At 75.1% G+C, this 16,739-nt stretch carries 2 protein-coding genes; one reads left to right on the top strand and one right to left on the bottom strand.

The window, feature by feature from the left end; genetic code table 11:
• Positions 1-80 precede the first annotated feature (80 nt).
• Complete coding sequence (locus tag AB0Q96_RS20970; RefSeq protein ID WP_365327701.1) at positions 81-9,392, bottom strand: amino acid adenylation domain-containing protein; 9,312 nt, start codon at positions 9,390-9,392, stop codon at positions 81-83.
• A 268-nt stretch (positions 9,393-9,660) separates the two neighbouring features.
• On the opposite strand from AB0Q96_RS20970, the gene AB0Q96_RS20965 reads away from it, so the two are divergent.
• On the top strand, positions 9,661-16,698 hold the full coding sequence (locus AB0Q96_RS20965) for an amino acid adenylation domain-containing protein (protein WP_365327516.1): 7,038 nt from the start codon (positions 9,661-9,663) through the stop codon (positions 16,696-16,698).
• Positions 16,699-16,739: the final 41 nt, after the last annotated feature.

The following is a 16,739-nucleotide window of genomic DNA, read 5'->3' as shown; positions in this document are numbered from 1 at the left end:
GGAAGTTCCACGGGGCCGGACCGGTGTGGGGCCCGCCCGGCGGGCGCGGCACCGACGGCGCCGCGCGGGTCTGAGGTCGCTCATCGGGGATCCGCCGCTTCTCCACCGGTGCGCCGGCGGAGCTTCGGCCGGCTGCGGTGCGCAGCCCGCCCCAGGTGTTCGGCGAGCGCGGCGACCGTCGGGGACTCGAACAGCGCGGCCACGCTCAGGCTCGCGTCGAACCGGGTCCGCACCCGGTTGAGCAGCCGGGTGGCGAGCAGCGAATGCCCGCCCAGGTCGAAGAAGTTGTCGTGCACGCCGACCCGCGAGGTCTTCAGGACCTCCGCGAACATGGCGCACAGCGCGGCCTCCCGCTCGTCCCGGGGCGCCACATAGGGCGTGTCGGACGCGGCCGGGTCGGGCGCCGGCAGCGCCTTCCGGTCGACCTTGCCGTTGCCGGTCAGCGGCAGCCCGTCCAAAGTGACGAACACGCTCGGCACCATGTAGTCGGGCAGGGTCCGGGCGACGTGCGCCCGCACGGCCGCCACGTCCACGTCGGCCGGGACGAGGTAGCCGACCAGCCGCTCGCCGTCCCCGGTGACCGTCGCGTGGGCCACGTCCGGGTGGCCGGTCAGGGCCGCCTCGACCTCGGCCGGCTCGATCCGGAAGCCGCGCACCTTCAGCTGCGCGTCGACCCGGCCCTCGAACTCCAGCACCCCGTCGGGCCGGTACCGGGCGAGGTCGCCGGTGCGGTACATGCGCCCGCCGGCCGGGCCGTACGGGTCGGCCACGAACCGGGCGGAGGTCACGTCCGGCTGGTGCGCGTAGCCCCGGGCGAGGCCGGTCCCCGTCACGTACACCTCGCCGGGCACCCCCGGCGGCACCGGCCGCAGCCGCTCGTCGAGCAGGTACAGCCCGGTGTTGTCCATCGCCCGGCCGATCGGCACCGTACGGGACGGCGCCGTGGCGATCGGGTACCAGGACGAGATGACCGTGGTCTCCGTGGTGCCCCAGGCGGCCGCGACCGAGGTGTCCGGCGCGTGGGCCAGCAGCTCCGCCACCGAGGCGGGCGACACCACGTCACCGGCCATCCAGACGAGGTCCAGCGCGGCCAGCGCCGACCGGGCCTCGGCCACCATCAGGTTGAACAGCGCGGAGGTGAAGACCGCGGTGGTGGCCCCGCCCTCCACGATGGTGCGGGCCAGCACCTCGGTGTCCAGCTCGCCCTCGGGCGCGATCACCACCCGGCCGCCGGTCAGCAGCGCCAGCCAGATCTCGTACGTGGACGGGTCGAAGGACGTCGGCGAGTGCATCAGCGTGTCGGCCGGCCGCAGGCCCGCCCAGGCCCGGTCGGCGACGAACTCGGCGACGCTGCGGTGCGAGACGCCGACCGCCTTGGGCGTGCCGGTGGAACCGCTGGTGAACATCGTGTACGCGATACGGTCCGGGTGCGCCGTCGTCGCCGGGCCGTGGTCCTCGGCGCCGGGGGACGGCCTGACGACCGTGACCCCGGTCAGTTCGGTGGGCCCGTCGGTGACCAGCAGGCGGGCCCGCATGTGGTCGACCATCCGCTGCTGCCGGGCCAGCGGCGCCGTGCCGGGCAGCGGCAGATAGCCGCCGCCGGCCTTGACGACCGCGAGCACGGTCACCAGGTAGTCGATGCCGCGCGGCTGACGCACCGCCACCGGATCGTCCGGGCCGCAGCCCGCCGCGACCAGGGCGTGCGCCAGATGGTTGGCGCGCCGGTCCAGGTCCCGGTAGCTGACCGACCGGTCGCCCTCGACCGCGGCGACCGCGTCCGGGGTCTCGGCGGCCTTCCGGGCGAAGAGCACGGCCAGGTCCTCGTCGACGACCGGCCGCGCGGTGTCGGCCCCGCCGGAGAGCGCGGCCCGCCGTTCGGCGTCGGAGAGCAGGTCGATCCGCCCGATCGGCAGCTCCGGATCCTCCACGACCGCGCTCAGCAGCCGTATCAGCCGGTCCGTCAGAGCGGCCACGGTCTCCCGGTCGAACAGGTCCGTGCGGTAGCGCACATCGCCCGTGATGCCCTCGGGCACCCGGCCGGTGCCGTGGTGCTCGACGAAGCTCAGGCTCAGGTCGAAGTCCACCGGACCGACCCGGATCGCGTCGAGCGCCTCCCCGGCCGGCGCCGGCGACACCGCCACGCCCGGCAGCGCGAACGCGGACTCCGCGTTGTTCTGCAGGACCAGCATGGTCTGGAACAGGGGGTGCCGGCTCAGCGTGCGGGCCGGGTTCAGCTCGTTGACGATCCGGTCGAACGGCAGCTCCTGGTGGGCGTAGGCCGCGAGGTCCAGCTCCCGCACCCGGCCCAGCAGTTCACCGAAGCCGGGGTCCCCGGAGGTGTCGGTCCGCAGGACCAGACTGTTGACGAAGCAGCCGATCAGCTGGTCGAGACCGTCGTCGCTGCGCCCCGCCACGGCCGTGCCGATCGGGATGTCGGTGCCCGCGCCGAGCCGGGTGTACAGCGCCGCGAGCGCGGCGTGCAGCACCATGAACAGCGTGGTGTGCGTGCGCCGGGCCAGGTCGAGCAGGCCGGCGTGCAGCGGTGCGGGCAGGGTGACCGGAAGCAGCGCGCCCCGCAGGTCCGAGGAGTCGGGCCGGGGCCGGTCGTAGGGCAGGGCCAGCTCCTGCGGCAGTCCGGCCAGCCGCTCCGACCAGTACGCCGAGAGGCGTTCCCCGGCCGGCCCTTCGAGCAGCTCCCGCTGCCACAGGGTGTAGTCGGCGTACTGCACCGGCAGCGGACGCCAGACCGGCCCGTCACCGCGGACCCGGGCGGCGTACGCCTGGGCGAGGTCGTGGGCCAGCGGGGCCTGGGACCAGCCGTCGCCCGCGATGTGGTGCATGAGCAGCAGCAGCGTGTGCCGCTCGGGTCCGGTACGGAACAGGTGCAGCCGCAGCGGCAGGTCCGTGGTCAGGTCGAAGCGGTGCCCGGCGGCGACCGCCAGAGCGCGCTCCAGGCCGTCCGGGTCCACCGCGGCCACCCGCAGCACCTCGTCCGGGTCGGCCTCCTTCAGGATCCGCTGGCGCGGCGCCCCGTCGGCCTCCGGGAAGAGGGTCCGCAGCGTCTCGTGCCGGTCCAGCAGATCGCCCACCGCGGCCCGCAGGCCCTCGACGTCCAGGGCCCCGTCCAGGCGCAGCACCAGCGGCCAGCCGAGCCCGTTCCACCGGGACAGGAACCACAGCCGTTCCTGGGCGTAGGACAGCGGCAACGGGGAGGGCCGTACGGCCGGCACCAGGGCCGGGGTCCGGTCCGTCGCCCCGCCGGAGCCGATCCGCGCGGCGAGGGCCGCCGCCGTCGGGGCCTCGAACAGGTCCGCGACGCCCAGGTCCGCTCCCAGGTGGGTACGGATCCGGTTGACCAGACGGGTGGCCAGCAGCGAGTGGCCGCCGAGGTCGAAGAAGTTGTCGTGCGCGCCGACCAGGGACCTGCCGAGCAGCTCGCCCATCAGCTCGACGAGGATCTCCTCCGTCGGGGTGCGCGGCGCCGTGTAGCCGGAGCTGGCCTCGAACTCGGGCTCCGGCAGCGCCCGCCGGTCCACCTTGCCGTTGCCGGTGAGCGGCAGCCGGTCCAGGACGACGAAGGCACTGGGCACCATGTAGTCGGGCAGCGCCGCGGCCAGCGGCTCCCGCACCCGGGCGAGGTCCGGGCCCGCGCCCTCGGGCACCAGGTAGGCGACGAGCCTGCGTTCACCGCCGCGGTCCTCGTGGGCGGTGACGAACGCCTGACCGACCTCCGCGAGGGCGGTCAGCGCGGTCTCCACCTCGGCCGGCTCGACCCGGAAGCCGCGGATCTTCACCTGTGCGTCGGCCCGCCCGACGAAGTCCAGGGTGCCGTCGGCCCGCCACCGGGTGAGGTCACCCGTGCGGTACATCCGGCCGCCGCGCGGCCCCCACGGATCGGCGACGAACCGCTCCGACGTCAGGTCGGGCTGCCCCGCGTATCCGCGCGACACCCCCGAACCGGCGATGTAGAGCTCGCCCGGCACCCCGGCCGGCACCGGCTGGAGCCGCGCGTCGAGCACGTACAGCCGGGTGTTGTCCATCGGCGCGCCGATCGGCACCCGGCCCGGCACGGACTGTGCACCGGACATGGAGAACCGGGAGGAGCAGGTGGTCGTCTCGGTCGGCCCGTACAGGGCCCGCACCGTCAGGCCGGGGTGCCGCTCCAGCAGCCGGGCGACGGCCGCGGGCGGCACCACGTCGCCACCGGTCAGGATCTCCCGGACCCCCGCGAAGCACTCCGGGTCCTCGGCGAGCGCCGCGAACAGCCCGGAGGTGAGCCACACCCGGTCCACGCCCGACGCGGACACCGCGCGGGCCAGACCGGCGTCGTCGAGGATCCCCTCGGGCGCCACCACGACCGTGCCGCCGGTCAGCAGCGGGGTCCAGATCTCGTGCACCGACGCGTCGAACCCGGTCGCGGAGTGCATCAGCACCGTGCCACCGGCCCGCCAGAGCCGGTCGCGGACGAACCCGGACGCGTTCCGGTGCGTCAGGACGACGGCCTTGGGGACGCCGGTCGAGCCGCTGGTGAACATCACGTACGCGGCCTGGTCCGGGTGCGGCTCCCGGCAGGGCGGCTCCGTGGCCTCGCCGTCGCCCGGCACCAGCACGCTCAGGCCCGCCAGGTCGTCCGGCACGCCGTCCGGCCGGTCCGTCACGAGCAGCGCCGCCCCCGCCTGTTCCGTCATCCGGCGCAGCCGGCCCGGGGGAGCGGTCGGCGGCAGCGGCAGGTACGAGGAGCCGGCCTTCAGCGCCGCGAGCATCGCCACGACCAGATCGGCCGAGCGCGGCTGCAGCAGGGCCACCGGCCGGTCCGGGACCGCCCCGGCCGCCACCAGCCGGTGCGCCAGGTGGTTGGCGCGCCGGTCCAGTTCGGCGTAGGTCAGGACGACGGGGCCGGTGACCGCCACCGCGTCGGGGGTCAGCGCGGCGCGCTCGGCGAACAGGCCCGGGAGGGACGCGGCGGGCAGCGCCCGTGCCGTGTCGTTCCAGGTGCGCAGGATGGTGTCGCGCTCGGTGCCGTCCAGGACGTCGAGCCGCCCGAGGCGCTCGTCGGGAGCGGCGGCGACGGCCCCGAGGACCCGGAGGAACCGGTCGGCCAGCGTCCGCACCGTGTCCGCGTCGAACAGCCCGGTGCGGTAGACGATCTCGCCGACGATGCCCTCGGCGGCACCGTCCCGCCCGTACGCGTCGGTCAGGTTCACGAACAGGTCCAGCTGGGCGGCGGACGGCGTCGACCGCACCACCTCGACGTCCAGGCCCGACAGGCCGAACTCGGCGTCCGCGTTGTTCTGCAGGACCAGCGTGGTCTGGAACAGCGGGTGGCGGCCGAGCGCGCGCACCGGGTTGAGCGTCTCGACGAGCCGGTCGAAGGGCAGCTCCTGGTGGCTGAGGGCGGCCACGTCGCCGGTCCGCGTCCGCTCCAGGAGCTCGCGGAACGTCGGGTCGCCCGAGGTGTCCGTGCGCAGCACCAGGTTGTTGACGAAGAAGCCGACCAGATCGTCCAGCTGGTCGTCGCCGCGGCCGGCGACCACCGTCCCGATCGGGATGTCGGTGCCCGCGCCGAGCCGGGTGAAGAGCGTGGCCAGGGCGGCGTGCAGCACCATGAAGAGCGTGGTCCGGCTCTGCTGCGCCAGTGCCTGGAGCGAGGCGTGCAGGGACGCGGGGACGCGCAGCGGGAGCAGTTCGCCCGCGTGGTCGGCGCCGCTCGGACGGGGCCGGTCGTAGGGCAGCGCCAGCTCCTCCGGGAGACCGGCCAGCCGGTCGCGCCAGAAGTCCGTCATCTGCTCCTGGTACGCCGAGGTCAGCACGGAGCGCTGCCACAGCGCGTAGTCGGCGTACTGCACCGGCAGCGGCTGCCACTCCGGGACCGCCCCGGCGGCCCGGGCCGCGTACGCGGTGGCCAGGTCCCGCGCCAGGGGTTGCATCGACCACCCGTCGCCGGCGATGTGGTGCAGCACCAGGACCAGCACGTGCCGGTCCGGCGCGGTGCGCAGCAGCCGCACCCGCACCGGGACCTCCGCCGTGATGTCGAACGGCTCCCGGCAGGCGTCCCGCACGGCCGCGTCGAGGTCGGGCTCGGCCACGTCGAGCACCCGCACCAGGGCGTCGGCCGGCCCCGGCGGCAGGATCCGCTGGTACGGCTGCCCGTCCCGCTCGTCGAAGACGGTGCGCAGCGGCTCGTGCCGCGCCGTCAGGTCCTCGACCGAGGCGATCAGCGCGGCGTGGTCCACTTGGCCGGTCAGGCGCAGGACCACGGGGAGGTTGTACGTCCAGCCGAGCGGGTCCATGCGGTTGACGAACCACAGGCGCTGCTGGGCCCAGGACAGCGGCACGCGGTCCGGGCGCGGGCCCGCGACCAGGGTCGGCGCCTCAAGACCGGCGGTCCCGGCGATGGTGGCCGCCAGACCCGCGACGGTGGGCGTGGCGAACAGCGCGTCGAGCCCGAGCCGGACGCCGAACGCGGCCCGGATCCGGTTGAGCAGACGGGTGGCGAGCAGCGAGTGGCCGCCGAGCTCGAAGAAGTCGTCGTCGATGCTGATCCAGGCCCGGTCGAGCAGTTCGGCCGCGAGCTCGCACAGCAGCTTCTCGCGCGCGTCACGCGGGGCCCGGCCGGACACCCCGCCCCGGAAGTCGGGTTCGGGCAGCGCCCGCCGGTCCAGCTTCCCGCTCGCGGTCAGCGGCAGCGCGTCGAGCACCGTGAACGCGGACGGCACCAGATAGGACGGGAGCCGCTCCTTGCCCCAGTCGCGCAGGGCCGCGACGAGGAGGCCGCGGCGGCGGGTGGCGATCGGGTCGTTGGTGAAGGGGGTGGGGTCGGAGGACTCGGAGACCTCGGAGAACTCGGACGACTCGGTGGACCTGTTGGGTTCCGTGGTGGGGCGGTGCAGGTACACGCCGTCCAGCACCTCGGAGCCGTACGTCTCCTCGGACCCGTCGGCCGCCTCGGACCCGTCCGCGTCCCCGGGCCGGCCCGCGGCCGGGAAGAGGACGTCGACGAGGTCGGGGCCGTCCGCGGACCAGGTGACGACGGCGGTGCGTCCGTGCGCCTCGGCGAGCTCGTGCCAGGACTCCGGGTCGACCCCGTCGTCCGGCCCTTCGAGCACGGCCCGGGTGGTCTCCACCGGTGCGCCGGCGCGGGCCGCCCGCAGGGCGGCGACCTCGCCGGCGACCCGGGCGTTGCGCACCCCGGTGAGCCGCAGCGCGGTGCCGTCGGCGAGGCGCCCGGCCAGTTCCCCGGGGCCCCGGACGTCGTGGCCCCAGCGGAGTGCCGGGACCGCCGACAGGTCCTGCGCGGCGGTGCCGTCCTTGTGCAGCACGACGTCGTAGCGGTGCCGGGTCAGCTCGTTGAGGTCGGCGCCGCGCTTGAGCCGTACGTCGACCGCGCCGGCGCCGACGGTGCCGAACAGGCCGGGGTGGACGAGGAGTTCCTTCTCCAGGACCACCGCCTGCTCGATCTCGCGGCGCAGCACCTCGGGGTCGGGGTCGTGGCCGAGCTGCCCGAGCCGGACGCCGGTCCACATGGCGTCGACGAGCGGCAGGCAGCGCACGTCGCCGACGAGCAGCCGGCCGCCCGGCCGCAGCAGGTCGAGCAGCTTGGTCAGGACGTCCCGCAGGTACCGCTCGTGGGGGAAGTACTGCACGACGGAGTTGATGACGATGGTGTCGAAGTGGGCGCGGGGCAGGCCGGTGGTGACGTCGGCGGCCTGGACGCGCAGGGTGACCTTCGCGGCGGTGCCGGGCTCGTCGGCGAGCCGGTCGCGCAGCCCCTCGATCGCGGACGCCGAGTAGTCGGTGCCCCAGTACTCGTCGACCTGGCCGACCAGCGGCGTCAGGATGAGGCCGGATCCGACGCCGACCTCCAGGACGCGGCGGGGCGCGAAGCCGCGGACGCGGGCGACGACCGCCTCGCGCCAGCGGGCCATCTCCTCGACGGGGATGCCCGTACCGGTGTAGGTGGAGTTCCAGCCGGAGAAGTCGGCGCCGAACGCCGCCCGGTCGGACTCGTCGTAGAAGGTCTCGTAGATCTGCTGCCACTCGTCGACGTGCCGCTCGGCGTTGCCGTCGTCGGACTCCGGGGCCCGCGCGGCGACCAGGTAGGCGGCGAGCCGCTTCTCGCCCCGCTGGTCCTCGTGGACCAGGACGCGGGCCTGCTCGACCGCCGGGTGGCCGGCGAGGACCGCCTCGATCTCGCCCGGCTCGATCCGCAGGCCGCGGATCTTGACCTGGTCGTCGGCCCGTCCGCAGTAGGCGAGCTGACCGTCCGGCAGCTCCCGGACCAGGTCGCCGGTGCGGTACATCCGGCTGCCCGGCTGCCCGAACGGGTCGGCGACGTAGCGCTCGGCGGTGAGCCCGGCGCGGTTCACGTACCCGCGGGTCACGCCTCCGCCGCCGCTGTACAGCTCGCCGATCTCGCCGGGGGGCGTCGGGCGCAGCGCCGCGTCGAGGACGTACAGGCGGGTGTCGCCGGACCGGGAGCCGATCGGCGGCGCGTCCGGGCCGGGGACGAGCGGGGCGGAGAGGGTGATCGCCATGGTCGTCTCGGTGGGCCCGTAGCCGTTGACCATCCGGCGGTCGCGGCCCCAGGTCTCCACCAGGCGGGCGCCGCACGCCTCGCCGCCGACCATCAGGGCGCGCAGCGCGGGCAGTTCGGCGGGCGGGACGGTCGCCAGCACCGAGGGCGGAGTGAACGCGTGGGTGATCCCCTGCTCCGCGAGGAACGCGGCCAGCTCCTCGCCGGCCAGCGGGTCGGGGGGCGAGACGACGAGCGTGCCGCCCGGCCCGAACGCCAGCAGCACCTCGATGATCATGGCGTCGAAGCTGGGCGAGGCGAGCTGGGACACCACGGAGTCGGGGCCCGCGCCCATCCGCTCGGCCAGGTCGGCGGCGAACGGCGGCACCCCCCGGTGCGGTACGGCGACCCCCTTGGGCCGGCCCGTCGAACCGGACGTGTAGATCACGTACTCCAGCGACAGCGGGTGGTCCACCGGCTCCGGGGCGGTCACGGGTGCCGTCGCCGCCTCGGCGAGCAGCTCCGACAGCACCCAGTGGGGCGTGCCCGGGGTGTCGGGCAGCCCGGGACGGGCCGCCTCGGTGGTCAGCAGGGCGCGGGGCGCGCTGTCCTCGCACATGAACGCGATCCGCTCGGCCGGATGATGGAGGTCGACCGGCAGGAACGCGCCGCCGGCCTTCCCGACCGCGAGCATCGCGACGATCAGCTCGGCCGAGCGGGGCAGCGCCAGCGCCACCACGTCGTCGGCGCCGATGCCACGGGCACGCAGCACGTGGGCCAGCTGACTCGCCCGGGCGTCCAGCTCGGTGTAGCGCAACTCGACCGGGCCGCAGCGCAGGGCCGGTGCGTCCCCGCGACGCGCCGCGTGCCGGGCCACCATTCCGTGCAAGGACTGGGGCGGGTGGGTATCGGCCGACGGCAAGCGCTCCGGCGAAAACGGCATCGCGGCTCTCCATGATCGATGTGCCGGTGGTCCCAGGCGGGCTGGCTCATGATGAGCGGACGCCGAACGGCCCGACAACCCCTACTAGGGGCCGCCAAAACCCCTTGGGACAGGGCCTTTTGGCCTTCCGGGGCCCTCGCCCGCCGGGGAACCGTCCTATCGTGCGGCCGACGACCGTCGATGCCTCGCAGGCGCAGGAGGATCCGTGTTCCCGTTGTCTTTCGCGCAGCAACGCCTGTGGTTCCTGAACCGACTCGGGACGGGTGCGTGGACCTACAACCTGCCCCTCGCGCTGCGCCTGGAGGGACCGCTGCACACCGCGGCCCTGCGGGCCGCCCTCGGTGACGTGGTGGCCCGCCACGAGAGCCTGCGCACCGTCTTCCCCGAGGTCGACGGCGAACCGCGGCAGCGGGTGCGCGCGTCCGTGGACGTCGCCGAGTTCCTCACCGAACGGGACGTGGCGCCGGCCGAACTGCCCGCCGTGCTCGACCGGCTGGCCCGGCACGCCTTCGACCTCACGGCGGAACTGCCGCTGAAGGCGTGGCTGCTGCGTGCCGACGAGCGGAACCACACGCTGTACCTCGTGCTCCACCACATCGTCGGCGACGGCTGGTCGACGGCCCTCCTCGGCCGCGACCTGGGCACCGCCTACGCCGCCCGCCGGGCCGGCGCCGCGCCGGACTGGGAGCCGCTGCCCGTCCAGTACGCCGACTACGCGCTCTGGCAGCGCGAACTCCTCGACGGCCCCGACGGCGCGGAGCTCCTCGACCACTGGACCGGGCGGCTCGCCGACCTGCCCGACGAGCTGCCGCTGCCCCTGGACCGGCCCAGGCCGCAGATCTCCGGCGACGACGGCGCGGAGGTGCTCCTCGACCTCCCGGCGGCCCTGCACACACGGCTGCTGCGGCTCGCCCGCGAGGCCGACGCGTCGCTGTTCATGGTCGTCCACGCGGCCCTCGCCGGCCTGCTCACCCGACTGGGAGCCGGCACCGACATCCCCCTCGGCACGATGGACGCCGGCCGCTCCGAGGAGGACCTGGAGGACCTGATCGGGTTCTTCGTGAACACCCTGGTGCTCCGGCTCGACACCGGCGGCGACCCGACGTTCCGGCAGCTCCTCGACCGGGCCCGGGACGCCGACCTCGCCGCCCTCGCCCACCCCGAGCTGCCGTTCGACCGGCTCGTCGAGGCCCTCAACCCGAGCCGCGCGCTCAACCGGCACCCCCTCTTCCAGGTCGCGCTCGTCCTCCAGAACAACGCCGCCGCGCGCTACGCCCTGGACGGCCTCACCGTCACCGAACTGCGCAACCGCACGATCGCCGCCCACTTCGACCTGTCGGTCAGCTTCACCGACCGGTACGCCGAGGACGGCACCCCGCTCGGGCTCACCGCGCAGCTCGTCCACCGCACCGAACTCTTCGACCGGGACACCGTCACCGGCCTCGCGCACCGCCTGGTGCGGCTGCTCGAAGAGGTCGCCGACGACCCGGACCGGGCCCTGGGCGACATCGACCTGCTGGGCCCCGGCGAACGCGACACCCTGCTGTACGGGTGGAACGGCCCGACCCGCCCCGCACCGGAGACCGGACTCGCCCAGGCCTTCACCCGGCAGGCCGCCCTGACCCCCGCCGCGCCCGCCGTGTCCGACCCGGACGGCACCCTCAGCTACGCCGAACTCGACCGGCGCAGCGACCTGCTGGCCGGCCGCCTCGCCCGCCTCGGCGTGACGACCGAGACCCCGGTCGCCCTCCTCCAGCAGCGCTCCGCCGACCTCCTCGTGTCGATGCTCGCGGTCCTCAAGGCCGGCGGCTGCTTCGTCCCCCTGCCGCTCACCGCGCCCGCCGAACGGCTCCGCGACATCCTCACCGGGTCCGGCGCGGAACTGCTGCTCGTCGACACCGCCTCGCGCGACCACGAGACCGCCACCGGCAGCGGGACGCCGACCCTGACGGTGACCGGGTTCGAGCCCACCGAGGCCGACCGCGCCGCCGTACCGGCCGGCGCCGCGCACCCCGAGCAGGCCGCGTACATCATGTACACCTCCGGCTCGACCGGCGCGCCCAAGGGCGTCGTCACCACCCAGAGCGGCGTGCTCGCCTTCGCCCGCGACCGCTGCTGGCAGGACGACCGGCCGCGCCGCGCGCTGCTGCACTCACCGCACGCCTTCGACGCCTCCACCTGCGAGATCTGGGTCCCGCTGCTGTCCGGCGGCGAGGTCGTCGTCGCTCCGGTCGGCGACGTCGACGGCGGCGTCGTACGGGCCGCGGGACTCACCGACGTCCTGCTGGTCTCCGGACTCTTCCAGGTCATCGCCGAGGAGGACCCGGACTGCTTCGCCGGCGTGCGCGAGGTGATGACCGGCGGCGACGTCATCAGCTCCACCGCCGTCCGCGCGGTCCTGCGCCGCCACCCCGGCCTCCGGGTCCGGGCCACCTACGGCCCCACCGAACTGACCATGTGCTCCGTGCAGATGCCGCTGTACGACCCGGACACCGTCCCGGACAACGTGCCCATGGGCCGCCCGATGGACGACACCGCCGTCTACGTGCTCGACGACCGGCTCCGGCCCCTCCCGGCCGGGGTGGTCGGCGAGCTCTACGCCGCCGGGGCCGGCCTGGCCCGCGGGTACGCCGGCCGCGCCGGGCTGAGCGCCGAACGCTTCGTCGCCGACCCGTTCGGCCCGCCCGGCACCCGGATGTACCGCACCGGCGACCTCGCCCGGTGGCGCGCCGACGGCACCCTCGAATTCGCCGGCCGCGCCGACACCCAGGTGAAGATCCGCGGCTTCCGGGTCGAACCCGGCGAGGTGGAGAGCGTGCTGGCCCGTCACCCGCACGTCGCCCAGGCGCACGTGCACGCCCGCGAGGACCGGCCGGGCGACAAGCGCCTCGTCGGCTACCTGGTGCCCGCCGTGCCGACACCGGACCTCGCCGGGATCCGCGCCGCGGCCGCCGCTGTGTTGCCGCCGTACATGCTGCCCTCCGCCCTGCTGCTGCTCGAACAGCTGCCGCTCACCCCCAACGGCAAGATCGACCGCAGGCTGCTGCCCGCCCCCGACCCCGCCGCCCCCGGCACGGACCACGTGGCCCCCCGCGACGACCGGGAACGCGCCCTGTGCGCCCTGTTCGCCGAAGTCCTCCAGGTACCGAGGGTCGGCGTCCACGACGGCTTCTTCACCCTCGGCGGGCACTCGCTCCTCGCGATCCGCCTGGTCAACCGGATCCGCACCACCCTCGGCGCCGACCTCGGCGTGGCGACCCTGTTCCAGGCGCCCACCGTCGCCGAACTCGCCACCCGGCTCGGCGCACCGGACGCCGCCCGGCGCATCCCCGCCGCCCCGCGCACCGCCGCGCTGCCGCTGTCGCACCAGCAGGAAGGACTGTGGTTCCTGCACCAGCTCGACCCCGCCTCCCCGGTCTACAACGTGCCGCTCGCGCTGCGCCTGCGCGGCCGTCTCGACCCGGACCGGCTCGCCGACGCGCTCGCCCGGCTGGTCGCCCGGCACGAGAGCCTGCGCACCCGGTTCGTCGCGGTGGACGGCGTCCCCGTCCAGGTGACCGACCCCGCACCGGAGACCTGGCCGCTCGCGGTGACCGCCACCCACCCGGACGCCGTCCCGGAGGCGCTCGCCGAAGCCGCCACCCGCCCCTTCGACCTGGCCGAGGACCGGCTGCTGCGCACCGAACTGCTGCGGCTCGGCCCGACCGAGCACGTCCTGGTGCTGTGCGCCCACCACATCATCGCCGACGGCTGGTCCGCGGGCGTCCTGCTCGACGAACTGGCCACCCTGTACACCGACCCGGCCGGCACCCTCCCCGAGCTGCACATCCAGCCGGCCGACCACGCCGTCTGGCAGCGCGCCCGGCTCGCCGACGACGTCCTGGACAAACAGCTCGGCTACTGGCGCGAACAGCTCCACGCGCTGCCGCCGCTCGACTTCCCGGCCGACCGCCCGCGCGGCACCGGCACCGGGCACCCCGGGGCCACCGCCGAACTGCACCTCCAGGACGGCCTCGGCACCGCACTGCGCCGCCTCGCCGACACCGAACGCGCCTCACTGCTCTCCGTCGTGATGGCCGGCTTCCTGCTGGTCCTCTCCCGCCACACCGGACAGGACGACATCGGCATCGGCTCGGTCCTCTACGGCCGCGACCGCCCCGAACTCGAACCGCTGGTCGGCTACTTCGCCAACACCGTCGTGCTGCGCGCCGACGTCGCGGGCGACCCGGCCTTCCGCGAACTGGTGCGCCGCTGCGAACTCGCCGTCCGCGGCGCCACCGAACACCAGGACCTCCCCTTCAGCACCCTGGTCGAGGAGCTGCGGCCGGCCCGCGAACCGGGCCGCAACCCGCTCTTCCAGATCAGCCTCACCCTGCACGCCGACGAAACCGCCTCGGCCGCACCGGCCTTCGGCCCGGTCACCGCCGAACCGCTCCCGGTCGCCGGCCGGGTCGCCCGCTTCGACCTGGCCGCGCACGCCACCGTCACCGCCGACGGCGGACTGCGGCTCCAGGCCGAGTACGCCACCGACCTGTTCGACGCCGACCGGATCACCCGGCTCCTCACCCACCTGGGCAGGGTCCTGACCCAGGCCGCGGCAGGCCCGGACGCCACCCTCGGCACCTTCGTCCTCCCCGGGCCGGACGAGGCCGCGCTGCTGCGCCGGTGGAGCGCCGCCCGCCGCGACTTCCCCGCCGACGTCTCCCTGTGGGAGCTGTTCGCCGCCCAGGTCCGGCTGCGCCCCGACGCGGTCGCGGTCGTCGCCGGGGAGGAGGAGCGGACCACCTACCGCGAACTGGCCCGGCGCGCCGAACGGCTGGCCGCCCGGCTGGCCGCCCGCGGGGTCACCCGGGGCAGCCTGGTCGGCCTGTGCACCCGCCGCGACACCGACCTCGTCGTCGGCATCCTGGGCATCCTGCGCGCCGGCGCCGCGTACGTACCGCTCGACCCCGACCACCCGGCGCAGCGGCTCGCCTACATGGCCGCCGACGCCGGCCTCACGGTGGTGGTCACCCAGCGGGGGACCGACGTGCCCGCGACCGCGCTGCACCTGGACGAGGACACCGACGGCGACCTCCCGGTGCCGGACGCGACCGCGACCGCCGCCGACCTCGCGTACCTGATCTACACCTCGGGCTCGACCGGCGAACCGAAGGCCGTCACCGTCCCGCACGGCCACGTCGTCCGGCTGCTGCGCGCCACCCGGGACCGTTACCGGTTCGACGAGCGGGACGTGTGGACGCTGTTCCACTCCTTCGCCTTCGACTTCTCCGTCTGGGAACTGTGGGGCGCCCTCGCCCACGGTGGCCGGCTGGTCGTCGTCCCGCAGTGGCAGACCCGCTCGCCCGAGGACTTCCAGCGCCTTCTCGTCCGCGAGCGCGTCACCGTGCTCAACCAGACCCCGGCCGCCTTCCGGCAGCTCGTCGCCGTCGACGAGGAACGCCCGGCGGACCTCTCCCTCCGGTACGTGATCTTCGGCGGCGACGCGCTGGACACCGACTCCGTACGCCGCTGGTTCGACCGGCACGGCGAGGAGCACCCGCGCCTCGTCAACATGTACGGGATCACCGAGACCACGGTCCACGTCACCCACTGCGAGCTCGGCCGGGAGCTCCTGACGGACAACGGCAGCCCCATCGGCGAGCCCATCCCCGACCTGTCGCTGTGGGTCGTCGACCCGGCCGGACAGCCCGCCCCCATCGGCGTACCGGGCGAACTCCTCGTCGGCGGCGCCGGACTGTCCTGGGGATACCTCAACCGGCCCGACCTGACCTCGCACCGCTTCGTCGCCGACCGGCTCGGCGGCACGCCCGGCGCCCGGCTCTACCGCTCCGGCGACCTGGCACGGCGCCGCGCCGACGGCGGCCTGGAGTACCTGGGCCGCATCGACCACCAGGTCAAGATCCGCGGCTACCGCATCGAACTCGGCGAGATCGAAGCCGTACTCGCCGCCCATCCCCGCGTCGACGACGCGTGCGTGACCGTCCGGGACGACCGGCTCGTCGGCTACCTCGTGTCCAAGGAGAAGGCCGACCTCGGCGAACTCCGCGCGCACCTGGCCGCCCGCCTGCCCGACTACATGGTGCCGACCGCCCTGGTGCCCGTGGAGCGCATCGCGCTGACCGGCAACGGCAAGGTCGACCGGGCCGCGCTGCCCGCGCCGGAGCCGGGCCGCGCCGACGCCTTCGTCGCGCCGCGCGACGCCACCGAACGCGCGGTCGCCGGGATCTGGGCCGCCCTGCTGGACACCGACCGGATCGGCGTCCACGACAGCTTCTTCGACCTCGGGGGCACCTCCCTCGACCTGACCCGGCTGCGCGCCGAGATCCGGCGCGAGCTCGGCGTCGAACTGGACATGCGCGACCTGTACTCGGCTCCGACCGTGGAGATGACCGCCATGCTGCTCGATCCGTCCCGCCGCCGGCGCACCCAGCCGTCGCCGCTGGTGCCCATCAAGCCCACCGGCGGCCGGCCGCCGCTCTTCCTGGTCCACGCCGTCGGCGGGTCCGTCGTCCCGTACCTGCCGCTGGCCCGCCTCATCGACCCCGACCAGCCGCTCTACGGCCTGGAGGACCCGGGGCTCGACGGCGGCCCGCTCACCACCTCCCTGACCGCCCTGGCCGCGCGGTACGTCGACGCCGTCCGCGCCGTCCGGCCGCACGGCCCCTACCACCTCGGCGGCTGGTCCCTGGGCGGCATGGTCGCCGCCGAGATGGCCGCCCAACTGACCGCCGCGGGCGAACAGGTGGCCCTGGTCGTCATGCTCGACACCGGAATGCCGCCCTACCTCGGCGAGGAACTCCCGGACCGCGCCGTGCTCCTCGGCGGCTTCGTCCACGACCTGGCCGGCCAGGCCGGCGAACCGGCCCCGCCGTACGACGCGGCCGCGCTGCGGGCCCTGCCGCCGGACCGCCAGGACGAGGCCCTGCTCGACCTCCTGGAGCGCGCCGCGCTCGTCCCGGCGGGCATCCGGGAGGACATGCGCGACCGGATACGGGTCTTCGAGGCCAACACCCTCGCCCTGCTGCGGCACCGGCCCGGACCGGTCGACGCCCGACTTGTCCTCCTGGCGGCGGAGCGGCAGCCCCGCCGGCTGAAGACCCGCCCGTGGCGCCTCCTCGCCCGGGACGGCTTCGAACTCCACACGGTCCCCGGCGACCACCACAGCATGCTGCGGCAGCCCCACCTGACGGCCCTGGCGGAGAGCCTGGGCGGCGTCCTGGACCGGCTGGCCCGCCCCTGAGGAACCGCCACCGCCCCGGCCCGGTCGTCCCCGCGGACGAC

Source organism: Streptomyces sp. NPDC093111 (assembly GCF_040683955.1).
Lineage (GTDB): Bacteria > Actinomycetota > Actinomycetes > Streptomycetales > Streptomycetaceae > Streptomyces.
This window is presented reverse-complemented; position numbering and strand designations above follow the sequence as displayed.

Coding starts and splice junctions, on each gene's coding strand:
- AB0Q96_RS20970 (WP_365327701.1), bottom strand. CDS start 9,392: ATGGTGGCCCGGCACGCGGCGCGTCGCGGGGACGCACCGGCCCTGCGC.